Source organism: Candidatus Hydrogenedentota bacterium, assembly GCA_018005585.1.
GTDB lineage: Bacteria > Hydrogenedentota > Hydrogenedentia > Hydrogenedentales > JAGMZX01 > JAGMZX01.
In genome coordinates, this window is record JAGMZX010000028.1 from 12,520 (window position 1) to 35,927 (window position 23,408).

General features: G+C 62.9%; 17 protein-coding genes. 8 read left to right on the forward strand and 9 right to left on the reverse strand.

What is annotated here, in order from left to right:
- Positions 1-605 (reverse strand): sulfotransferase (locus KA184_06835; GenBank protein MBP8129283.1); only part of this gene is annotated, 605 nt, incomplete at its 3' end.
- 116 nt (positions 606-721) lie between these two features.
- On the reverse strand, positions 722-3,034 hold the full coding sequence (locus KA184_06840; GenBank protein ID MBP8129284.1) for a sulfatase: 2,313 nt from the start codon (positions 3,032-3,034) through the stop codon (positions 722-724).
- Positions 3,035-3,671: 637 nt separating this feature from the next.
- Here KA184_06840 and KA184_06845 point away from each other — a divergent pair.
- The 7 genes from KA184_06845 (at position 3,672) to KA184_06875 (ending at position 12,638) form a co-directional block, all read left to right on the forward strand.
- Positions 3,672-6,908 carry a sulfatase-like hydrolase/transferase gene (locus tag KA184_06845; protein MBP8129285.1) on the forward strand — a complete coding sequence of 1,079 codons (3,237 nt, stop codon included), beginning with the start codon at positions 3,672-3,674 and terminating at the stop codon, positions 6,906-6,908.
- 79 nt (positions 6,909-6,987) lie between these two features.
- Positions 6,988-7,749, forward strand: a complete 762-nt coding sequence (locus tag KA184_06850; protein MBP8129286.1) for an SCP2 sterol-binding domain-containing protein — start codon at positions 6,988-6,990, stop codon at positions 7,747-7,749.
- 118 nt (positions 7,750-7,867) lie between these two features.
- On the forward strand, positions 7,868-9,130 hold the full coding sequence (locus KA184_06855) for an aminotransferase class III-fold pyridoxal phosphate-dependent enzyme (GenBank protein ID MBP8129287.1): 1,263 nt from the start codon (positions 7,868-7,870) through the stop codon (positions 9,128-9,130).
- A gap of 444 nt (positions 9,131-9,574) precedes the next feature.
- A complete protein-coding gene (locus tag KA184_06860; protein MBP8129288.1) occupies positions 9,575-10,405 on the forward strand; it encodes a transketolase in 831 nt (276 codons plus the stop codon).
- A gap of 3 nt (positions 10,406-10,408) precedes the next feature.
- On the forward strand, positions 10,409-11,422 hold the full coding sequence (locus KA184_06865; GenBank protein MBP8129289.1) for a transketolase family protein: 1,014 nt from the start codon (positions 10,409-10,411) through the stop codon (positions 11,420-11,422).
- Positions 11,423-11,425: 3 nt separating this feature from the next.
- The gene (locus KA184_06870; protein ID MBP8129290.1) at positions 11,426-12,217 is read left to right on the forward strand and encodes a hypothetical protein; all 792 of its coding nucleotides are present in this window, start codon (positions 11,426-11,428) and stop codon (positions 12,215-12,217) included.
- 73 nt (positions 12,218-12,290) lie between these two features.
- Positions 12,291-12,638, forward strand: coding sequence for a hypothetical protein (locus KA184_06875; protein MBP8129291.1), 348 nt, complete (start codon positions 12,291-12,293; stop codon positions 12,636-12,638).
- Between the two features lie 182 nt (positions 12,639-12,820).
- On the opposite strand, the gene KA184_06880 is transcribed toward KA184_06875, so the two are convergent.
- The 7 genes from KA184_06880 to KA184_06910 form a co-directional block, all read right to left on the reverse strand.
- Positions 12,821-15,166, reverse strand: a complete 2,346-nt coding sequence (locus KA184_06880; GenBank protein MBP8129292.1) for a sodium-translocating pyrophosphatase — start codon at positions 15,164-15,166, stop codon at positions 12,821-12,823.
- 68 nt (positions 15,167-15,234) lie between these two features.
- Positions 15,235-15,951, reverse strand: coding sequence for a ribonuclease III (gene rnc, locus KA184_06885; protein ID MBP8129293.1), 717 nt, complete (start codon positions 15,949-15,951; stop codon positions 15,235-15,237).
- On the reverse strand, positions 15,944-17,173 hold the full coding sequence (gene fabF, locus KA184_06890; GenBank protein ID MBP8129294.1) for a beta-ketoacyl-ACP synthase II: 1,230 nt from the start codon (positions 17,171-17,173) through the stop codon (positions 15,944-15,946). Before fabF ends, rnc begins: the two co-directional genes overlap by 8 nt.
- A gap of 159 nt (positions 17,174-17,332) precedes the next feature.
- Positions 17,333-17,578, reverse strand: coding sequence for an acyl carrier protein (locus tag KA184_06895; GenBank protein ID MBP8129295.1), 246 nt, complete (start codon positions 17,576-17,578; stop codon positions 17,333-17,335).
- A 225-nt stretch (positions 17,579-17,803) separates the two neighbouring features.
- Positions 17,804-18,901, reverse strand: a complete 1,098-nt coding sequence (locus tag KA184_06900) for a class I mannose-6-phosphate isomerase (GenBank protein ID MBP8129296.1) — start codon at positions 18,899-18,901, stop codon at positions 17,804-17,806.
- On the reverse strand, positions 18,898-19,905 hold the full coding sequence (locus KA184_06905; protein MBP8129297.1) for an MBL fold metallo-hydrolase: 1,008 nt from the start codon (positions 19,903-19,905) through the stop codon (positions 18,898-18,900). The genes KA184_06900 and KA184_06905 overlap by 4 nt, the downstream gene beginning before the upstream one ends.
- 5 nt (positions 19,906-19,910) lie before the next feature.
- Positions 19,911-20,834: a prepilin peptidase gene (locus KA184_06910; GenBank protein ID MBP8129298.1), complete on the reverse strand. Its 924-nt coding sequence runs from the start codon at positions 20,832-20,834 to the stop codon at positions 19,911-19,913.
- A gap of 300 nt (positions 20,835-21,134) precedes the next feature.
- On the opposite strand from KA184_06910, the gene KA184_06915 reads away from it, so the two are divergent.
- Entirely contained in the window at positions 21,135-23,291 is a 2,157-nt protein-coding gene (locus tag KA184_06915) for a hypothetical protein (GenBank protein ID MBP8129299.1), read from the forward strand.
- Positions 23,292-23,408: the final 117 nt, after the last annotated feature.

A 23,408-nucleotide genomic window follows, 5' to 3' on the forward strand; every position in this document is an offset into this window, starting at 1 on the left:
CCGATGTACTCGCAAATGCGCGCGAACCAGGTCTCGGGATCCTTGACCAGGTCCTCATAGCGCACGTGGATGAACGAAACCTCGGTCTGGCGCAGGAATGCGGCAATCGCGGGCACGTACCGGTTGACGATGGGGTTGTGATCCTGTGCGACGTTGTAGTCGCCGTCAAAAAAGGAATTCGCGAAAGACGAGAACATGGCCAGCGGATGCCGCGTGAGCACAACGTATTTCGCGTCGGGAAACACCTTCATCATGAACGGCAGGATCAGCGCGTTCGCGGGCGTTTTATCCAGGCAAATGCGTTTGCCCTTGCCTGCATGTTCAAGGTAGCGCCCGTAGATAACGTCGCAATAGGCGCGGCAGGCGTCCCAGTAGTCCAGTTCCTGCCCGGGCAACTGGCTCACGAACAACTTCTGCGATTCCGCCGCCAGGATGTGGTCGTACGGCGCCTTGTCGACTTTGTCCCACACCCCGAGATGCGCGAGCGGCGTCAACAAGTGCGGCTCGGGCCCGCCCTGGATCATCGAATGCGAGGACAGCATATGTTCGAGCATGGTCGTGCCCGAGCGCGGCGCACCGATTACGAATAACATCTGGACACTCATGATCTTCCGTCTCCTCAAGTTTCTTCCGGCGGGAACGTGAGCCCCGATAGAGACCGTGGCCGGTGACGCAGGGTACTTGCGTCAAACACCGCCCGCCACGATGCCTTCCGCAGAGTTTAATGGACGTAGCCCAAGGCTTCCAACTGCGCTTTCATCTCGTCGTCGATGGGTGCTCCCTCCACGGCCTGTAACTCGGCCGGGAGTTCGTGCCGTGACCGCCACGCACTCGCTTCGGCCCGGAGATAGTCGGCAAGCACGGGCTGGAACGGCGCGAGATCGCTGCGTTCGCCCGGGTCTAATTCCAGGTCGTACAGCGCGACGCCATGCCGGAACCGGTTCGTGACCAGTTTGTATCGCGCAAACCAGTAAGCCTCCCAGGGCAGGACATGCTGGTCGTTTTGCGATGCGGCGAGGACTTCGCATTCCGGTACGGGCGGATCCGCGGAGAACAGGTCGCGCCCCATCAGGCCCGCCGGCGCCGCGGCGCCCAGAAGACGGCAGATGGCGGGAAACAGGTCGACCGTGCCTGCAATGCGGTCTGTGCTGGCGCCCAGAGCCTCGCGCAGATTCGGCGCCACGACAACCAGAGGGATATGCGTTTCCTCCTCGTAGACCGTATTGCTGTGCCCCATCTGGCCGTGCTCCAGAAACGCCTCCCCGTGATCGGCCATGACGATGAACACCGTGCGGCCGGTCAACTGCAACTCCTCGACGGTGCGCCACAGCTTGCCCACTTCCGCGTCTACGGCTCTCAGGTTTTCCTCATAGCGCGCTTTCACGTTCTCCAGTTCAAGCGGCGTCACCGCGCGCCGCCGCTGGTTGACCGCCCCCAGCACGGCCACGTCGGGGCTCACCGCTTTCACGGGGTCGAGGGCCAGGGACTCCGCGTACTCGCCCGGGGCGAAGTACGGCGCGTGCGGCTGGCGGTAGTGAACATAGAGGAAGGACCGTTCTCCGGCGTGGCGGCGCAGGAAATCCTGCGCCAGTGCCGTCGTCTTGCCTGGGTCCCCCTTCAAGGCTTCTTCATTGCCCGCGATGCGCGCTTCCGGCAGCCCTTCCGTGCCGTCAAAGAACTCGTCAAAGCCCTCGCTCATGCCGGACTCCGGAGAAACATAGCGATTCGCCGAAATGCAGCCTGTGACGATGCCGTGCTCGCGGAGCACCCCCGGCAATCGCGGGAGCGCGTCCGCTGGCCTTTGGGGCAGTTGCGACGCCCCGTGCTGGAATGGATACATGCCCGTCAGCAGTGAGAAGGTCGAACTGAACGTATAGGGGGCGGCGGCATAGACGCGCTCGAACAGGACGCCGCGGCTGGCCAGCGCGTCGATGCACGGCGTGGTGTCGCGCACCCAGCCCATGCAGCCGACCCGGTCCGCGCGCAGTGCGTCCAGAATGATTAGGATTACGTGGTCGAGCGGGGCAAAGGAGACCGGGGACGCCATGGATTCCGGCTGCGGCGCCGCCGGGCCGCACAATTGCGGACTCGTCCAGCGCACGGCCTCCGGCGCGGCGTCCGAGAACGCCTCAAAGATGATTTCCACGACCTTGCCATCGAGGCCGTCCAATGCGATTCCCTCAGCGGGGTCGGCCGGTATCTCCGCAGGGATTTCAAAGAGCACGCGTTCCTTCGGTCCGTCCTGCGCGTCCCATCGAACCAGAACGCGCGCGTGCGCCGCCGGCTCTGGCGTCATGGCCTGGAAGGAAAGGAGCGCGGGCCCCAAGCCGGGCAGACGGCAGGGGAACGCGGCCCGCGAGTTCGGCAGCTGGACCAGCGTCTCGCCTTCCACCCGCAACACCGCTTCCGGCGGCGGTGGTGGCGCGGTTTCCGTTTCCGTCAATTCCAGTCTCCGGATTCCAAACGCCAGCGGACGCGGATCGTTGCCCCGGTTGATATCCTTGGGGGCCACGCAGAAACGGTTGATAAGAGTGATGGTGTTCCATCCGGATTCCATAGCGGAGGCCGGCACGTCGAACGCAAACTCGCGTTCTTTCCATCCGTCTTCTTTCTGGAACGCGCACACGCCGATACGCGTCCGGTTCCATGCAACCTGTATCTCTTGCGCCGGGAGCGCGTCATCGTGATGCTGCTTCAGAAACAACCGAAGCCGCAGGTCGCGCGGACGAAACACGCACACATGCACCTCGGAGATCAGGCTGGTGCTGGCCAGGCTTGGCCCGGGTCCGAACGTGTAGACATCGCCCCGCGCGTATCGCCAGCCTTCACCCAGGAACGCATAGGCCGACGGTTGGCTGAAATCCAGCGCGCGTGTTTCCTCCGTCACGAGGCGGGGCTGGTCTGTCCGCCAGAATTGCGCATAGGTGTACCGTGTGTCCCCCTGCGCCGCGACGGCGCCGCAGACAAGCAGCGCCACGATTCCGCATGACGCGCTTTGACGCCGCATGACTTCGGACTTTGCTGAACCGAACATGTCGACTATCCAATACTCGATGAAGACGTCAGCCCCAACCGCTGCGCAGTGCCGAGCGTGGACGGTCTCTCGCCCTCTGTTCACACTGGGGCCGTTTTCAAGCCATAACAACCGAAAAACATCAAAAACGCCGCCAACCCATGCCGATAGGAAAACGACGGGCAGCAAAAATGGCGAAGCTGGAGTTCGTCATGTGTTCCGGCAATACTGCCGAACGTGATGGAATGTAGCAGATGGCAGTGCGCCATGTAAACGGTAGTGGCCAGTTTTTTGTTCCGGCGCGGTTGCCTTAACCTGTTCCATCGCTCCATGAATGGAGGTGCGTGCGGGTCCGTGTGGCAGAGCACACGAGTCCCATCATCCGGCGGCAATGCGCCGTTGCGCGTGATGCTCTCTTCGCCTCACAGAAAGAGCCGTGCATCCGGTTTGTCGAGTGCTTGGCGGACCCCTGCTTTCGGGCGTGGGCACGCCTTTCGCCGCGGTTTCGGCGTCGGGTAAGCGCATACGGCCTCAGCGAAAGAAACGACCCGGGATACCGTGCCATGTCTGTCGTACGTTTGCCGGGTTTTGGATGGGTATGATATTCTCACGCGCCTTTTGGGCGAGATATCAGAGACCAATCGATCGAGGTAATTCCGTGAAAAGAGTGTTGTCTTCGCTGATAAAAGTGGGCGTTACTGCGGGGCTGTTCACGCTCCTGTTCTGGCCGGAAGTGTTCGGCCTGAGTCCGGACATCTTTGGCGGCGTCAAGCCGAGAGACATGCTCCGGGAATTGCAGGGGGCGGGCGCGGCAAACGTTGCTTTGTGGCTGGGTTTCGCGCTGGCGGTGAAACTGTTTGCCGTCTTGTGCGGCGTGATGCGGTGGCGCCTGCTGTTGTATGGGCAGGGACTGCGCATGCCGCTGCGTTACGTCTTCGAGAGCTTTTTCGTGGGGCGCATGTTCGGCATATTCATGCCGGGCACCATAGGGCTCGACGGCTATCGCATTTACGACTCGTCGCGATACACGGGCGAGGTGATCAAGTGCACTACGGTCATCGTGGTGGAAAAACTCACCGGCTTCGTAGCGCTCACGGGCCTGGTATTCCTCACGTTTCCGCTGGGCATGCAGGTGGTCAACATCAAGTTGCCGTTCCTTCTGACGGCAATGGGCATTCTGGGCGTATTCGTCGTGGTGTTCTTCCTGCTGTTGTTAAACCCGCGCGTGATCCAGGTGCTGCTGGCCGTGCTGCCCACGCCTGCCATTGTGCGCAATCCAATCAACAAGCTTGCGGCCGCGGCCACGGCGTACAGCGGCAGCCGGATGAATCTGCTGCTGGCGGTGCTCCTGGGCGTTATCGTGCATCTGGGCACGTGCCTGATGTTCTTCGGGACGGCCATGTCGATTCGCGCCGAGAACGTGGATCTGGCACATATCCTGTTTGCCAGCCCGCTGGTCATTTACGGCACGGTGCTGGGGCCGTCGATCGGCGGCGAGGGCATTCGCGAATTTGGCTTTCTGGCGCTGTTGGCGACGGGCGCGGGCGCCACGGCCGCGGCCGCCGTCACGCTGGCGCATCTGGGCTGGTGGGTGGGCGAGGTGGTGCCGTTCCTGATTGGAGCGGTGGTGTTTGTCTTGCGCAAGCGCCCGGAACGAGAGGAATTGGAGGCACACGTGGCTGAAGCTCGCAAGGAGGCGGCCGCGGCGCAGGCCGCCGCTCTCGCGGCCTTGCATCTGTCTCCCGAGGCGGTCCGCGGCTACCGCGCGAACGTCTTCGGCATGTTGACCTGCGGCGTGTTCGCGGGGGCCTATGCGGGCGCGGTGCTGGGCGTGTGCGAATCGGCCTGGCTGTATTATCGGCTGGGCGATTTCAGCGAGACGGGCATGTTCTGGTGGGGCGCGATAGCATACAGCGTCGTTTTCGCCGGGATCGGTTTCGGCGTAGCCGCCGCCTTGCTGTTCCTTTGTCTGCTGGTCGATGTTTTTCCGAGGTGGTTCGCGTCTTTCGGCGTGATTTTTGGTTCGTCGCTGGGCCTCGCGGCGCTTGGCCTGGGCGTCTGGCGGTTTCAGCGCGACGTGCTGGGCGGCCATTTCCCCTCAAAGCTGCAGTTGGCCTTCGCGGGCCAGTTATCCGCGGGTGTCGTGCTGGAAGGGTTCGTGATAGCCGCGATTGCGGCGATTATAGTGGGCCGAATCGTCCGCCATCGCGCGGTCTGGCTGATGTTAGTTGGCATCCTGGCGTATGCGGGGCTTATCGGCGCCGCATACGCGGCTTCCGCGGTCACGCGGCCGCAACCGGCGGTGCCGGCCGCGTTCAAGGCCATGCCGGGCGTGGCGGGCCCGAACGTGATCTTTGTCGGCTTGGACGCCTGCCGCGCCGACTATCTGAGGCTCTTTGAGGCGCACCCGGGCGAAGACAACACAGCGTTGTTTGCCGCTGAAATGCCGGCCGGGAGCGTGCCCGCGCCGCTGGATGAGCCGGTCTTGGCGGAGGGTAATACGGTCGAACTTCCGGCCGCCGCCGCGGGGCTCACCCCGGTAACGCAGCAGCCGGTAAACCCGTATCGGTCTCCTTCGGTTGCAACGCCCGCGCTTGAGTCTTTTGCGCGCGACGCCGTCGTGTTTGACCATGCGTTTGCGCAGGCCTCCTGGACCAAGCCGTCCTTCGCCACCATCTTCACCGGCATGTACCCCGAGCAGCACGGGGCGACCAATAAGGACAAGGGCATTCCGGAAGACGCGAATACGCTTGCGGAACGGTTGCGCGCGGCCGGTTACTACACGCAAGGGTATCCCAACAATCCGTGGCTCAGTTCGCTCTACAACTTTGACCAGGGTTACGTGGGCTATGAGTTCCTGGAACCGGCGCGCATCTACGGTGCGCCCGCATCGGCGGCAAACCTCGCCATCTACGGCGTGTTCCATCGCATGGTGAAACCCCGGGTGGACAAGCTGCTCCGGCACAAGATGAACGTGCGGCAGTTCTACCATCCCGCCGAGGACGTAACCGCGGCTGCGCTTCAGTTCCTGGAAAGCGGCGCGGTACCGGATGGCGCGCCCTTCTTCCTGTACCTGCACTACATGGATACGCATGACCCGTTCATGGACCCGGATGCGCCGAACGGCGGTTACGCGCGCGCGAACATGGATGCGCCGGACCCGTCGCTGGACAAGGCGCTGGAAAAGGCGTATGTGCTTGAGATTCAGCATATGGACCGGTACCTGGGCGAGTTGTTTGAGGGCCTGAAACGCCTTGGCGTATACGAAAACACGCTCATCGTGGTCACGGGCGATCACGGCGAGGAGTTCTACGACCACGGCGGCTGGTGGCATGGCCAGACGCTGTACGACGAACTGGTCCATATCCCGTTATTGGTCAAACTGCCCGGCAATCATCTGGGCGGCACGCGCAACAGCGACCTCGCGCGGCATATTGACCTCGCGCCGACGATGCTGCAATTCGCGGGCTTGCCGAAGAGCCCCGCGATGGCGGGGCAAGCCCTGTTCGATGCGCAAGGCAATTTCGCCAACGCAGGCATCCATTCCGCGCATGCGCACAACGATTTCGAAGGGAACGTGATACGCGCCGTGCGGACCCGCGACATGAAACTCATTCAGACCGAAGAAGGTCAGAAGTACTATCGCGGCATCCCGCCGGTCGAATTGTACGACCTCCAGGCGAATCCGGACGAACGCTGGGACGCCAACCTGGCGCATGACCCGGCCCATACCGGGGTGCGTCAGACGCTCGAACAGAGCATGGGCGCGCATGCGCAAGAGCCGGTAGGCGCGCCGCGCGCCGCAGCGGCGGCGCCCGAGCCGCCGACGGCCGCCCCGGACGCGATTCCGCAGCAAATGCAGGACCAGTTGGGCGCACTGGGTTACGTGGAGTGACCGGGATAGAGGTCGAGCGGCGTTCGTAGTGCGCACGGGGGACGGTGGGCGCCTTCGGCGCGCTGGAGAGGTGAGAACTATGGCGAATGACCTTGTCAAGGCTCACTTGAATCTGTTCGCGGTGCTCCGGAATCTCGAGGACTTGCCCGCTCTTGACCCGGAAACGGCGGCGCTTATCAAGGACTGGCAAATCGCCATCCAGTTTGCCGTGCGGGGGGGGCCGTCGGCTTGGCTGGAATTCCGGGACGGGGCATGCCGCCACGGCGCGGGCGCACACCCGCGGGCGGACGTCAAGCTCCTGTTTCTGTCGCCCGGGCATCTCAACAAGATGTTTGACGGCAAGGGGAACCCGATACCAATCAAGGGCTTCAGCAAGCTGGGTTTCCTGTCGCGCAAGTTCGCGCAAGCGACGCAGCGCCTCGAATATTTTCTCAAGCCGAAGAACGGCGTCGCGCAGGCCCCGGCGTTCAAGCTCGTGAACACTACGCTGACCCTGTACACGGCCGCGTATGCGGTCCGGGAACTCGCGTTGCTGGACCCCGTCTGCAAGAAGATCGCCGGGCATACGCCCGCCGGGACGCTACAGATATCGGTCTTGCCGGACGGGCCGGACGTGACGGCGACCGTGCAGCCGGGCGCCTGGACGGTCGCGAAGGGCAGGGCCGCAGCGCCCTCGGCCACGATGACCTTTCAGGACATGGACGTGGCCCACGCACTGCTGAATAACCAGCTGGACAGTTTCCGCGCGGTTGGCGAAGGCAAGGTGATGCTGCGCGGGATGCTCCCGATTGTCGATAACGTTGGCCTGATCCTCGACCGGGTGGCGGGATACTTGGCGTGAGCACCGTACGGTGCTGCGGCATTTTGGTTTCTTGCGGGCCTGTGTGGGGCCTGTTCTCATGTCGTTGGCCGATACAGGCGCAGCATATGAACTGAACAACAAGACTGGGAAGATTCTCATGAGCGGCTACCAATATCCTCAATCCGCGGCGTGGTTTCAGCGCGCGGTCAAGGTTATACCGTGCGGGATTTATGGTCATTTCAGCCCGGCGCCATGCCCGCCCGTCAACGCGTATCCGTTCTTCGGCTCGCGCGCGAAGGGCTCCCATTTCTGGGACGTGGACGGCAACGAATTCATTGATTACATGTGCGCCTACGGCCCCATGATCCTCGGCTATGGCAATCCGGTGGTTGATGAGGCGTATCAGGCGCAGATGCGCGAGGCGGATTCGAGTTCCGTCTCTTCCACGAAGATGGTGGAATTGGCGGAATACTTGGTCGGCCTTATCCCTGTCGCGGAGTGGGTGTTTTTCGCGAAGAACGGGGCGGACGTGACGAATTTCGCGACCATGATCGCGCGTGCGGCGACGGGACGCAGGAAGATCATCGGCATTCAGGGCGGTTATCACGGCACCTCGCCCTGGATGCAGGCCCCGGGCCATCACGGCCTCATCGAACAGGACCATCAGCACATCATCCGCATCCCGTGGAACGACATCGGGGCGCTGGAACAGGCCATCGACCGATACCCGAACGATATCGCGGGCTTTATCGCCACGCCTTATCATCACCCGATCTTTGCGGACAGCGAATTGCCCGCCGATGGCTACTGGCAGGCTGTCGAGAAAATCCTGCGGAAGAACGGCATCGTATTCATCATCGACGATGTGCGCTGCGGTTTCCGGCTGCACATGGGCGGCTCCAACGAGTTCTTTGGATTCAAGCCGGACCTTATCTGTTTTTGCAAGGCGATAGCGAACGGCTACCCCATTTCCGCCCTTGTAGGGGTCGAGGCGCTGCGCGGTGCGGCCGCGAAGGTCTTTCATACTGGTAGCTACTGGTTTTCCGCCGGACCGATGGCCGCGGCGCTCGCGTGCCTGAAAGAATTGAGCCGCGTCGACGCGCCGGACCTCTTGCGCGAGAAGGGACGTAAACTGAACGAAGGCCTCATAAGGATTGCCGCCGGACACGGCTATACGCTGAAGATCACCGGCGACCCCGGCATGGCGTACTATCGCATTACCGACGACCCAAGCCTCATGCTGCATCAGGACTGGTGCGCGGCATGCACGCGGCGCGGGGCCTTCTTTACCTCGCATCACAACTGGTTCCTTTCGGCCGCGCATACGGACGAGGATATTCAGCGCACGCTCGAGATTGCGGAGGAGGCGTTTCAAGAGGTAGAGGCTGGGAGGAAAGGGGAGAAACGGGACGTAACATGAGGCCCCGAGACGGCGGGGGGTGAGGGGGCAGGTTCGGCACTTTCGGGAAGCATGGGTATGGCAACAGGCGACGGACTGGACAAGCGAGGCGTATCGCGTTACGAAGGTGCTGCGTGCAGCCGTTTCGATTGCTTTCAACAGAGCCTGCGGGCATGCTTGGGAATCCAGAGCGAAGTTTGCGCATCACCGCCCTTTTTCTTTAGGCTCTATCTCAGGACCGGAAACACAAGCGTTTCTGATCCGCAAACTCACGCATCTGGGCCATGCGAATCCGGGACGGGTGCCTGGTTTGCCGGATGAAACAGGGAGAATGCCGCGCAGCGTAATGCGCGGACTGAAGTGAAAGGCACAACGTGGGGAAGACGCGACTGACCGGCGCGAGTAAGGTGACGTGCTGCATGCCTGCCCGCCCGCGGCTTCTCGTCTTCCTGCAGGAGTCTGGAAATGCCCCTCACATCGCAGGAACTCGCTGACCTGAAACGAACCGCACGGGAGATCCGCGAGACGATCGTCGACGTCACCGGCTGGTCGGGCGGCGCGCACATCGGCGGTTCGCTCAGCGCGACGGACATCATGACGATCCTCTACTGGAAGTACCTGCGCATCGACCCGCAGAATCCCAACTGGGAGGACCGTGATCGGTTTGTGCTCAGCAAGGGCCACGGCGGCGTCGGCCATGCGGTGGTGCTGTGCAAGCGCGGTTTCTTCGATCCGAAGCACCTGGAAGAATACAACCACACGAACTCCCTGCTCGGCATGCACCTCGACAGCAAGAAGGTGCCGGGCGTCGAAGTATCCACGGGTTCGATGGGCCACGGACTGGGCGAGGCCGTAGGGCTCGCGCTGGGCGCGCGCGTACTGAAGAAGCCGTGGCGAGTCTATTGCATTATCGGCGACGGCGAGTCGAACGAAGGCTCGATCTGGGAGGCGGCCATGTCCGCCGCGCACTACAAGCTTTCGAGCCTGACCGGATTCCTCGACCGCAACCGGATGATGATCGACGGGCCGACGGAGGAGGTGATGAGCCTGGAACCGTTGCCGGACAAGTGGCAGGCGTTCGGCTGGAACACGCTCGTGGTGAACGGCCATGATTTCAACGAATTGGCGGACGCCATCGAGCGCGCGCACGCGCATGCGGGCGGACCGACGATGATCGTCTGTAATACGGTCAAGGGCAAGGGCGTGAAGTTCATGGAAGACGACCCGGCCTGGCACTACGGCGGCCTCAGTTCCGAACTGGTGCAGAAAGCCAAGGCCTCACTCGCGGAGATGTAAGCCATGCCGGAAAGTGGATTAACCTGGACCGTATACGACGCAGACAAGATGACGCAACGCGAGATTTATGGCGCGACGCTGGCCGATCTCGGCGACAAGCACCCAGAAATCGTGGGGCTGTCCGCGGACCTCGCAAAATCGACGAAGATAGGAACGTTCGGGGACAAGTTTCCCGACCGGTTCTTCAATTTCGGCATTGCCGAACAGAACCTGTTCGCGGTCGCCGCGGGCATGGCCAAGGCGGGGCTGACACCGTTCGTCTCGACTTTTTCCGCGTTTGCCTCGATGCGCGCCTGCGAATTCGTTCGCACGGACATCTGCTACCAGAATCTGAACGTGAAGATCATTGCGACGCACGGCGGCACGTCGTTCGGTTCCGGTGGCGCGACGCACCATGCGACGGAAGACCTCAGCATCGTCCGCGCGTTCCCGAACATCAAGCTGGTTGTCCCCGCCGACGCGATCGAGACAGCACACGCGGTCGTTGCCTGCATGCGCACGCCCGGCCCGGTCTATGTGCGCATCGGCCGCGGTTTCGAGCCGCGCGTGTATGAGCAGACGGAGTACGATTTCGAGATTGGCCGGGCCGTCGAGATGACGCCGGGCCGTGACATCGTCGTGATCGCGACGGGCGCGTGCGTGTTCCAGGCCGTCCAGGCCGCCAAGATTCTCGAAGCGGACGACAAGCTCTCGGTGCGCGTGGTCAACATGCACACCATCAAGCCCATCGACCGCGACGCGATCATGAGAGCGCTGGTTGAGACGCGGCGCATCATCACCGTCGAGGACCACAACCATATCGGAGGCCTGGGCGCGGCGGTGGCGGAAGTCATCGCGGAGAGCGGCAAGGGCTGCGTGTTCCAGCGGGTTGGCATTCCGGACCGGTTCATTTCCCACGGTTATCCCGAGGACCTGATGAACCTGTACAAGATCGATGCCGACGGGATCATTGAGAAGGTCCGCGAGGTCATGGGCCGCGAATTCGAGGCGGACGAGGACTGGGAAGACGAGGTGTAATCGATGGCCACCCCACAGGAATTGCTCGCTGCCCGCATTATCTGCCGCGCTGTGCTGCCGGTCATCAAGGTCATGCTTGAAGACGTGCCCAAGGTTGGCCGCAAGTTCCAGGGAGTGACGGCGAAGGTCCAATTCGTCGCCGACGACACTCAAGGGCCGGTCGCGGCCTTCCTGCAGTTCACGGACGGCGCTTTCGAGGTGGTGCAGGGCCTGGCCGAAAACCCGGACCTGGTGTTCCACTTCTCGAGCGTGCCGAAGATGGTCGCCATGTTCGCGGGGAAGCCCGTGCTCCCGTCGTTGGGGCCGCTGCTCAAGGGATTGGTCCGGAAGCCCGGCCTGCTGTTCAATGTCTTCGGCATCTTGCTGGGTATGAAGATACTCATGCCCACGGCGAAGCCGAAGACGCCCGAAATGGCGCGGCTCAAGGTGAAGATGACCCTGTACATGGTTTCGACCGCGCTCAGCCAGCTTAACAAAGGCGGTGACCCGGAAATGGTGAAGTGGACCGGGAATCAGCCGGAGCGCATTTACCAGTGGTCGGTGAAGGACACTGACATTGCCTGCTATCTCAAGATCAAGGCGGGTCAGACGAAGGCCGGTCGCGGCTTGTATACGCGCCGGAAGCCGTTTGTGCATATGATCTTCAGGGATATTGATGCCGCGCTGCCCGTGTTGTCCAACAGCATTGACACGGTCAGCGCCATGGCCGCGGGCCTCGTTGAGAACGACGGCAGCCCTGAGTATGGCGGCAAAGTCGGCGATTTCATGCTGAAAATCGCCAAGATGCTGAGTTAGGCAGGCCACACGGCGCGACAGAGACGCAGAAAATGGGCGTGTCACCCGGTTCCCCTGGGGTAAGATGTCGGCCGTGCTTCTGGAGTTCGCGGAATCGTATCTCGACGTCGAAGACGAACGGAAGCGCTTCGAGTTCAACCTTGCCCTTGCGGCAGCGGCCTGGAACATGTCCTCGCTTCCTCAGGAGGGACGAGCCGGACAGTTGGAGAGTGTGTTCCGGAATCGCCTCGGAGATGCGCACGCCAACGCGCGCGAAATGGGCAGGGTAGTAATCCACGGACTCATCTCACGCAAAGAGATGCACTGCCCGAACGACAGGCGATTCATCGCCAATATTGAGGTGCGCGAGGAGGCGGAGGGATATCACGTAAATGTCATATCCTTGCATATGGGGGACATGCCCGGGGAGCTGCCGCGCTGAGGTTTTGGGGTTTCCGCTCGAGATGGTGTGGGATGCGTTGGATGTTTTCCGCTGCGCCGGTTCAACGGCGCCGGCGACGTCCGTGGCAAGAGGATTCTTCAGACCCGCGCTGCCGGCAATAAAAGAAACGCGGGTCCCGGCAATTCCGGAACCCGCGTATTGGCGTTTCCTGGGGAATACGGTTATTTCTCCGCAGGCGTGAGGCCGGGCACGACAGTCCAGTCCAGCGAGAGCTTCAGGCCCTTATTGTAAGCGCCGTAGATGCCCAGTTGCTGCGGTTCCGTCGCGGCACTGTAGTCCCGGAGTTCCTTCTCCAGGTCTTCCTTGGTGGCGAAGCCGCGGATGCTGACTTCTTTCTCCGCGTTGGCGTAGACAACGACCCAGTCCGCTTCAAACTCGCCCACCTGGTCCGTCTCGACCGCCTTGTCCAGGACCCATTCTTCAACGCCGGGATACTTGTCAAACAAATCACCGGAAGCCGATTGGACGGCGAAGAGCGGGGCCAGCACCAGCGAGATAACGCACATCAACTTGATCAGGATGTTGATGGACGGTCCGACGGTGTCCTTCAGCGGGTCGCCGACGGTGTCGCCAACGACGGCCGCCTTATGCGCTTCGGAGCCCTTGCCACCGAAGTGGCCCTCTTCGATGTACTTCTTGGCGTTGTCCATCGCGCCGCCGCTATTTGCCGTTTGGATACCCAGCATGACACCCGTGACGATGGCGCCGACGAGCATGCCCGCGAGACCAGACGCGCCCAAGGCTACGCCGATGATGACCGGGAACGCGATCGCGAGAATGCCCGGAAGCATCATCCCGCGGATAGCGCCGGTTGTCGCGATGTCAACGCACTTGGTGCTGTCCGGGTGCGCACTCGGGTCGCCTTCCTTGAGCCCGGGGATGTCGCGGAACTGACGCCGCACTTCCTCGATCATGGCATAGGCGCAGGTGCCTACCGCCTTGAACAGCATCGAACTGAACAAGAAAGGAAGCATGCCGCCGATAAGAATGCCCGACAGAATCCTGGGCTCGAGCAGGGTGACATGATGGGGACTCAGATTGGCCGCCAGCATGAACGCACTCAACAGGCCGATGGCCGCGAAGGCCGCACTGCCGATAGCGAACCCCTTGCCGATGGCCGCCGTCGTGTTGCCCACCGCGTCGAGGTTGTCCGTAATCTTGCGGACACTCGGGTCGAGGTGTGACATTTCGGCGATACCGCCCGCATTGTCCGCGATCGGCCCGTAGGAGTCGACCGCGACGACCATACCGGTCGTGGCAAGCATGCCGAGCGCCGCGATCGCAACGCCGTACATGCCGCAGCAGTAATACGCCCCAACTACGGCAAGCGCAAGCACGACGACCGGGGCCGCGGTGCTCTGCATGCCGATGGCGGTGCCGCCGGTCACCGCGATCGCGGGGCCGGACTGCGCCTCTTCCGCCAGTTTCTGGACCGGTTTGTACTTGCCGGACGTGAAGTATTCGCTGACGAACCCGACCACAGTGCCCGCGACGATGCCGAGAATGCAGGCTAATGCCGGACCCATCTTCGAATACGTGACGCCATCCAGCGTGAACTGCTCGCCGAAGATCCACGAATAGAGAAGCACGCCCAATACGGCGAGCCCCGCGCTGATGTAGGTGCCGTTCATCAGCGCCTGTTGCGGATTTGACTGGGCGAATTTCTTGACGTACATGACGCCAAGGACCGACGCAAATATGCCGATGGCGGCGGTCATAAAGGGAAACGCCACGACATATCCGGTTCCAAGTCCCACAATCACCGCCGCCACCGCCAAGCTGGCGATAATGGCTTCAACATAAGACTCGAGCAGGTCGGCGCCGAGGCCGGCCACGTCGCCGACGTTGTCGCCCACGTTGTCCGCGATCACGGCGGGATTGCGCGGGTCGTCTTCGGGAATCCCGGCCTCGACTTTGCCGACGAGGTCGGCGCCCATGTCGGCGCCTTTCGTATAGATGCCGCCGCCGGAGCGGGCAAACAGCGCCACGAGTGATGCGCCCATGGCGTAGCCATTAACGATCTGAGCCTCACCCTCGAAATAGAAGTAGACAAATACGAGGCCGGCAAGCGCGATGCCCACGACCCCGAGGCCCATGACCGCGCCGCCGCTGATTGCGACATCGAGCGCGGCCTTCACGCCGCCGGACTCGGCGGCTGCGGTTGTCCGCGCATTCGAGCGCGTCGCGATATACATGCCGAGGAACCCGGCGCATGTGCTCGCGATAGCGCCCGAAATGAATGCGATGGACGTGCTCCAACCGAGCGGGAGGTCGGGCCGCATACTCCCGACGATCCCAATGCCAATCGCAAGGATCGCCACCGTGCTGAGCACGTAGCGGTATTCGCGAAAGAGGAAGGCCAGTGCGCCTTCCTGAACCGCCTTGGATAGCCGCGCCATCGTCTCGTTTCCTTGCGGTTTTGACAAGACATAGCGCGCCAAATAGACGACGAACGCCAAAGCAAGGACGCTTGCGCCCAAGCTTATCTTGAGAAACGGCAATTGCATAGTGCTGGCCAACTCCTCTGCGTTAATACCTGAAAACACATAATCCTACCTACCGCTAAGTCTACACATCAGTCAAAGCGGCAGCCTTCCTGCTCCAATGCGGCCCGGGCCGCCTGCTGCTCCGCCTCCTTCTTGGTCGCGCCGCGCCCGCGGCCTGCCGGACGGCCCCGAACCACCACCTCCACCTCGAATTCCTTGCAGTGGTCCGGTCCTTCCGAGCGGACCACCTCGAACTGCGGCAAGGCCATGTGCTGCGCCTGGCAGTAATTCTGCAGGCGTGACTTGTAGTCCCACACGCGGTCTTGCCGCAGACTCTGCGCAATCTCGTCCTCGAACATGCGCACCACAAACGTCCGCGCGGCCTCCCAGCCGCTGTCCAGATAAATCGCGCCAATCAGCGCCTCCAGACAGTCGGCCAGCAACGCCGTGCGCTCGCGCCCGCCCGACGACTCCTCGCCTTTGCCAAGGCGAATGGCCGGGGCCAATTCCAGGGCTTGCGCCACGCGGGCCACACAAACACGACTGACTAATCCGGCCCGCAAGCGGCTGTAATCGCCGGGGGTGCGCTCCGGTGTCAGTTCGAACAGGCGATGCGCCACCGCCAGACCGAGAACCGCGTCGCCCAGGAACTCAAGCGCCTCGTAGTCGCTGGTGGCCTCCGCGGATTCCGCCACCAGCGAAGCATGAGTCAGCGCCCGGTCGAACAGGGCGAAGTCGTTAACATCGATCCCCAGTCGGGAGGCCAGAACGCGCAACGCCTCGTTACGTGCGTCGCGGTCATCCATAATTCTTCACGATTATCGACGCGTTATGGCCGCCGAATCCTAACGAATTTGACATGGCAAATGCAACGCGGGTTTCCCTGGCCTCGTTCGCAACCAGGTTCAACGGGCATTCCGGGTCCGGCGTATCGTAGTTTATGCTTGGCGGAAGGACGCCGTCGCGTATCGCCAGAAGGCACGCGATGGCCTCGATGGCGCCCGCCGCGCCGAGCAGGTGCCCCGTCATCGATTTCGTGGAACTGGCGGGCGGCATCGTGTCGCCGAAGACCGCATACAAGGCCCGGCATTCCATCGGGTCGTTGTGCTGCGTGCTCGTGCCGTGGGCGTTGTAGTAACCAATGTCTCCCGGGTTCATTTGCGCTTCCGCCAGCGCCAGGCGCATCGCCTCCGCGGCGCCGGTCCCGTCCTCGCGCGGCGCGGTGATATGGAAGGCGTCGCAGGTTTCGCCCATCCCCGCGATTTCGCCCAGGATGGCGGCGCCGCGGCGCCGCGCATGCATCTCCGACTCGAGGACAAGCACGCCTGCACCGTCCGCGAGCACAAAACCGTCCCGGTCCTTGTCGAAAGGCCGGCTCGCGCGCTCCGGCGCGTCGTTGCGGCGCGAAATCGCGCGCATCGCGCCGAACCCGGCGATACCGAATCGGTTCAAGGCAGCCTCGGCGCCGCCCGCCAGCATGATGTCGGCTTTCCCCGCCCGAATCAGCGCCGCGGCGTCGCCTATGCAGTGCGTGCCCGTTGCGCACGCCGTCACGACGGCCTTGTTCGGCCCCTGGAGGCCCAGCCGGATCGCGATTACGCCTGAAGCCATATTCGCAAGACCCTTGGGCACCATGAGCGGTGAGATGCGCTTGGGACCGTGCAGATGGAACTGGATGCCCTCTGCGTGGATGGTCTCGATGCCGCCGATGCCCGACCCGACCAGCACGCCGCACCGATAGGGATTCTCGGCGGAAATGTCGAGCCCCGATTGACGCCACGCCTGATTTGCAGCCTCGATGGCATAGACGGTGTACAGGTCGGCGCGGCGCAGGTCCTTCGGGGTCATGCCTTCGGGGACCACCTCATCGACCACGCCGCCGAACCGCGTCGGCAAGTCCGCGGTTTCGAAATGCGTTATGGCGTGAACTCCCGAGCGGCCCGCGCACAGGGACTCCCAGAAAGCGCTTACCGTGTTGCCCACGGGCGACACGACGCCCATGCCCGTTACGACGACCTTGGTGCCCATACGCCCTCCTCGCGCCGCAGGCCACGTGCCAGGGCCGCGGCCGCGAACCTGTCCCGAAGACGGGACCGAAGAAAAAGGCCCAGCTCACCCTCACGGGTCGAACCGGGCTTTTTCAAGCTCCTCCATATCTATATGCAGCGTCTCCCACGAGACGCGAGGCTACGCCCGCAACTTTCCTTCAATGTACTGGATAGCGTCGCCTACCGTCTCGATCTGGTTGGCGTCGTCGTCGATATCGATCCCGAATTCCTCCTCCAACGCCATGATCACCTCGGTAATATCGAGCGAATCCGCGCCCAGATCGTCCACGAAGCGCGCGTTCTCCGTCACCTCCTCCGGCTGCAGTTCAAACTTCTCCACGATGATGCGCCGCACGATTTCGGCGACGTTAACGTCTGTGGCCATACGCATGCACCTCCTTTCCCTGGCAATGTATTGGGGCCGGCCCGCAAAACGGCAAGAACATCTGCGCCTCCACTCAAAAATGAAGCCGCCGTTCGCGTGAAGAAATACGGGCCCGTACCCCGCCATCACACACACGGCGAAGTATAGCAAAACCGCGGGGCCGTGTCCAAGATGGGATGCCCGCGTTGGGATTGCGTGCACGGCGCGCCGTGCGCCGCGTGCGGGTCAGCAGAGCGCCGCCAGGTCGCTGGTCACCGGGTCACCGCCCAGCCGGATGATGCCGTCGCGCCCATAACCCGCTTTCAAGAGCGGCGCCACGATGTCGCGGGTGAGGTCCGGCACGTAGAAGTCGAGAATCTCGCCGTCGCCTTCAATGTCGAAACAGACGTGGCAACCGGGGAGCAGCGCCGCTTCGCCAGGTCCCAGCGAGACGCCGCTGTTGCCCGCGGATAACCCGATGCGGCCGCGCTTCACCATCAGCATGTGAAAAGACTCGCGCCGCGTGTCGCGCCGAAAGGCGCGGCGCACGGTCAACGCCTCTCCCGCGAAATAGCGGCACGCGCCAAGCACCTCAATCACGGCTCCGCTCTGTTCGTATGTCAGCGTCCTGGCAGGCCCGCCGTGCGACGTGCCGAAATGCGTCGCCGCAAGCGATTTCTCGATGTGCAAATCCCGCGGTTTGCCGTTCCCGTCCACGCGGCCCCAATCGTAACAGCGGTAGGTGATGTTGCTGTTTTGCTGGATCTCGGCGATGACGAGGCCGGAGTCGATGGCGTGCATGGTGCCCGCGTCAACAAACACGGTCATGCCCTCGGACGCCTTGAAGTGCGTGAGCAGAGGTTGCAGGGTTTCCGACGCGATGGCCTGCGCCAGGGTTTCGCGCGTCACGTCCGGACGCAGGCCGCAGTACAACTGGCTTCCGGGCTTGGCATGGAGCACGTGCCACATTTCGGTTTTTCCGGCGTCCGGCTCGCCGAGTCTGGCCGCGATCGCATCGTCCGGATGCACCTGCACCGACAATATGTCTTCCGCGTCGATCAGTTTCAGCAAGAGGGGGAAGCGCCCGTAGGGCGTGAGCCGCGCCCGCGAGCCCAGAATGCCCGCGCTGTCGCCTTCAATCAGCTTGCGCAGCGGCATGCCGCGCACAGGGCCGTTCAACACGACGCTCTCGCATAGGGGGTGGTCCGCGATGAGCCATGCCTCGCCGATTGCGGCCCTGTCAGGGAGTGGCTTGCCGAACAGCGTCTGCAGCCGGCGGCCACCCCAGATGCGCTCGAAATACGATTCTTCGAAGCGCAACACGCCTATCTCGCGGGCGTTCATGTGCCCAGACCTCCTTCGATTGCGGCATCGCGGTCGAGCGTCCGGAACACGAGCGTGCCGCCGTGGTGTTCCCTGCCCGCCTGCTGCTTCTCTTCGAGCACTTCCAGGTGCCCCAGCGCCACAGAGAGCACGAGATACAGATTCTCCAAAGGTGCTTCCGGGTAGAGCTTTCTGGCCAGCGCATACGGCGTGATGCCGCCGGAACCCATCAGCCGCAGCACGCGGCGCTCGCGCCGCGCGTGCTTGGCCAGCGCCGCATCAATGACGCGCCGGTAGTCCCGGAACGGCTCGCCGTGGCCGGGAAAGCACAGGCCCAGTTCAAGTTGCCGCGACCGGTGCAGCGACCGCTGGTAGGCCACGAGGCTCTTGATGCGCGGCGCATCCGGCCGCGCGGGACGGTGGATGAGCGGGTTCGGGTTGATGTTTTCAAGAAGGTGGTCGCCCGTGGCGGTACACCGGCCGCGATGCGATACCAGCAGCGTGTCCGTGACGGAATGCCCCGGCACGAAATACGCGGTGAACGGGGCAACCTCGCCGCAATCCTCATACACGTGGTCAATGTGATAAGGCTCGCTCAGGTTCCGGAAGCCGGCCATGAATGCCGTAACGCCGCGAACTTCCGGCGCCGGAACGCCCAATTCATGCAACATGTCCGAAAAATAGGCGTCCCATTCCGCGGGGTCCACTCGATTCTCGGGCCGGTTTTCCGAGGGCACTTCCGGGTGCGCATAGGTGACCGCGCGGGACTCCTCGACAATCCGGCGCAACAACCCTGCATGGTCTACATGGTGGTGCGTGAGCAGCACACGTTCGATATCGGAGACGAGCAGCCTGTGCGCGCGCAGGCCCGCCGTCAGCGCCGCGTAGGCGTCGTCCGTGCGCGGTCCCGTGTCGATCAGCGTCAAGGGTTCGCCTTTCCAAAGGAACACATTCACCGGCCCGACCGGGAACGGCGTGGGAATCTCGATGGGGAAGAGGTCTTGTGGAAACGTATGTGCCATCATGTCATCTACAGGGACAGCATCAGGTCCTGCGCGGGCAATTGAACGGCCCTCATATAAGCTTCAATGGCTTCCGGCCCGAAGAACAGATACAGCAGACCCGCCAGCGCCAGATACGGCCCGAATGGGATGTAGTGGCCCGGTAGCACCTCCTCCTCGTCTTTCTTGTTCCCGGTGCCCGCTGCGTCAACTGCCGCCGCTTCCGATGGCGGAGCGCCGGAACGCAACTTGCTCGCGGCAATCAGCGAAAGGCCCACCGCGCTGCCCAGGATGCATGCCAGCATCAGCGTGCCGAGCACCCCTTTCCAGCCTAGAAACGCGCCGATCATCGCCAACAGTTTCACGTCGCCAAAGCCCATGCCGGGCTTCTTTAGAATCAGGATCGTGACCCGGTCCAACAGATAGAGAATGGCCCCGCCCAGCGCGGCGCCGATCAGCGCATCCCACAGCGAGACCACGCGCAGCTGGCTGCCCTCCGGAAACGCCATCCCCGCCAGGGACAAGGCCAGCCCCGCGAATATGCCCGGAATCGTCACCTCGTCCGGGATGACCCATTCGCGCAGGTCGACGAACGTCACGATGATCAGGCCCGCGCACAGCGCCATGTAGACCGGCGTGGCAAGGCTCAGCCCGAACCGTGCGTATACCGCGAGAAACAGCGCGCCCGTCACCCCTTCCACAATCGGGTATTGCCAGCTGATGGGTGCGCCGCACTGGCGGCATTTCGCGCCTAGCAGCAGCCAGCTCACAATTGGGATGTTGTCATACCACGCAATGCCGTTCTGGCATTTCGGACACCGCGACCGCGGCCGTATCACCGACTCGCCCGACGGCCAGCGGCAGATACAGACATTGCAGAAGCTGCCGACCATCGCGCCCAGCACGAAGGACACGGCGACGAAGAACGTATGTAGTTGCGGGGGGATATCCATCCGGAATTCCTGCCGGGGTCAATCGCGGGGGAGTATAGGGCCGCAAGGGGACGGAGCGCAAATGGGCTCAATGAGGCGTAATGAGGAGCGGTCCAGCGGTTATCCGTGTTCTTGGCAAGGCTCTTTCCAGTTCCTGCATGCCGCGCATCAGGTTCCGCTCCCGGAAATCCATGCCGCACTTGGTTGGCTCCACGACAACCGCTTTCAGACGGCAACCGCCGGCCCCGATGAGCATCCAAGGACAGTGTCTTGCACTTCCGGCACAGATCTTCTATAAGTTTCTCCAAGGAGGGGCAGAAGATGCTCAAGAATCTTTGTATTCTGACTTGTGCAGCCTGCGTGGCTCTATGCGCGAGTGCATACGCCGAGATTTTTACTTCCGGCGAGCTGCGCATGACCCTCGAAACCTTGCCCCAAGGCGCGCGCGTCTCCGGGCTTCACGACACGGTCACGGGAACGGAGATGCTGTCGAACCGGCAACTGCCGTTGTTCGCCGTCACCTTGAAGAATGTCGCCAAGGAATCGGTCACCGTGGACGCGGACGCGGGTTGGTCGGATGTCACGCTCACGGCCGGGAATGGCGAACTCGTTCTTTTATGGAAAGGCGCCACGGAGGAACGGCTTGGCGGTCTATCCGTGCGCGTCAGCGCGCGGGCGGTCGCCGCGGAGCATGCCTTTGACTGGAGTATGGAAATAGCGCCTGGAAGCGGCTGGACCGTCTGGGACGTGGTGTTTCCGCAGATTGCCATCGGCGCGTTGGGCGAGCGCACGGCTGTACTGTTTCCACGCGGGCCGGGCGAGGTCCAGGTCGATCCCTGGACGCGTGGTTTCTCGTTCAGCGGCCGTTACCCCAGCGGCTGGACGAGCATGCAGTTCTTCGCCGCGTATGCCGATGCCGCGAGCCCGGGTTGCGGCCTCTACTTCGCTCACCACGACCCGATGGGCTCCGTCAAAGAACTGCTCCTCGACTCCGACGCCGATTCACGGAGCGTCCGATTCGCATTCGAACATCACGCGCCACGCGGCGGTGCGGGCGTCTCGCCCGCGTATCGCCTGCCCGGAACCGCGGTCTGGCGCCTGTTCCGCGGCGACTGGTTCGACGCCGCGATGGTCTATCGAGCGTGGGCGAAGGCGGAGGCGCGCTGGTGGCCGCAACTGGGCGCGGACGGGCGGCCCGACACCGCGCCGTGGATGCGCGAATTGTCCGCGTGGGCGCAGACGGGCGGCGCGCCCGCGGAAGTCGTGGACCAGGTCAAAGACTTCGCGCAGTGGCTCGGCGTGCCTGTCGGTTTCCACTGGTACAACTGGCACCAGATTCCCTTCGATAACGACTACCCGCATTACTTCCCGACGAAGGATGGGTTCTCCGACGCGGTGCGCGACCTTCAAGAACACAACGTCTTCGTGATGCCGTACATCAACGGCCGTCTCTGGGACACGCACGATAGGGGCAATGAAGACGCCGAATTCACGAGTGTCGCGAAGCCCGCCGTGACGAAGGGCGAAGACGGCGAGCCCTACATCGAGAAATACGGCAGCAAAGAGGAAAACGGCGAGCCCGTACAACTCGGCGTGATGTGTCCCTGGACCCCGCTCTGGCAGAACACAGTCAAGGACATCGTGCTGCGCCTGCAAGACGAAATGGGCGTCAAAGGCGTCTACATCGACCAGGTCGCCGCAGCGGCCCCCGCGCTTTGCATGGACGCGTCGCACGGGCACCCGCTCGGCGGCGGCGCGTGGTGGAACGAGGGTTACTGGCAGATGCTTGCATCTCTCCGCCGCGACATGCAGGCCGATCGCATGCTGACCACCGAATGCAACGGCGAGCCGTTTATTCTCTGTTTCGACGGCTACCTGACGTGGCATTGGCAACACGACGGGCAAGTCCCCGTGTTCTCGGCGGTGTACGGCGGCGCGATCCAGATGTTCGGCCGCGCGTACGGCGGCGGCGACACCGCCGACCTCGCCATGCGCATGAAAGCAGGCCAGCAACTGGTCTTTGGCGAGCAGATCGGCTGGCTCGCGCCCTCGACCCTGCGCGCGCTGCCCAGCGCCGGTTTCTTCCGCGACGCCGTGCGCATGCGCCATGCACTGCGCCGCTACTTCCACGCGGGCGAAATGGCGCGCCCGCCGCGCTTGCTTGGCGACGTGTCCAGCGTCAAAGCAGACTGGAAGTGGTCCGGTGAATGGTGGGTTACCACCTCTGCCGTGCTTGTCGGCGCGTGGCGCCTGCCACGGGGGGAACGCACGGCGTTAATCTTCGCCAACGTCTCCGATGCCCCCGTCACCTTCGAATTCCAAATCAATCCCGAAGACTATGGCTTGACTCGACCCAACGTCATCGTGGAACCGGTCCGCCGCGAAGGGGCGGCTGTACTTGAACCCATATCGATTGCGACGCGGCAAACCCTCGCGCTCGCGGGTGCTTCCATCGCCGCGTGGGAGCTGTATTATTGAGCGGAGATTCTCTTGACCAAGGGTAATTCAGATAGTAAGCATGAACGTCAAGACATCTGCAGCGCTTTCTGGCGGGTTTCTTGCCATATCCAACATGCCGTGTTGACTGACTGCGTG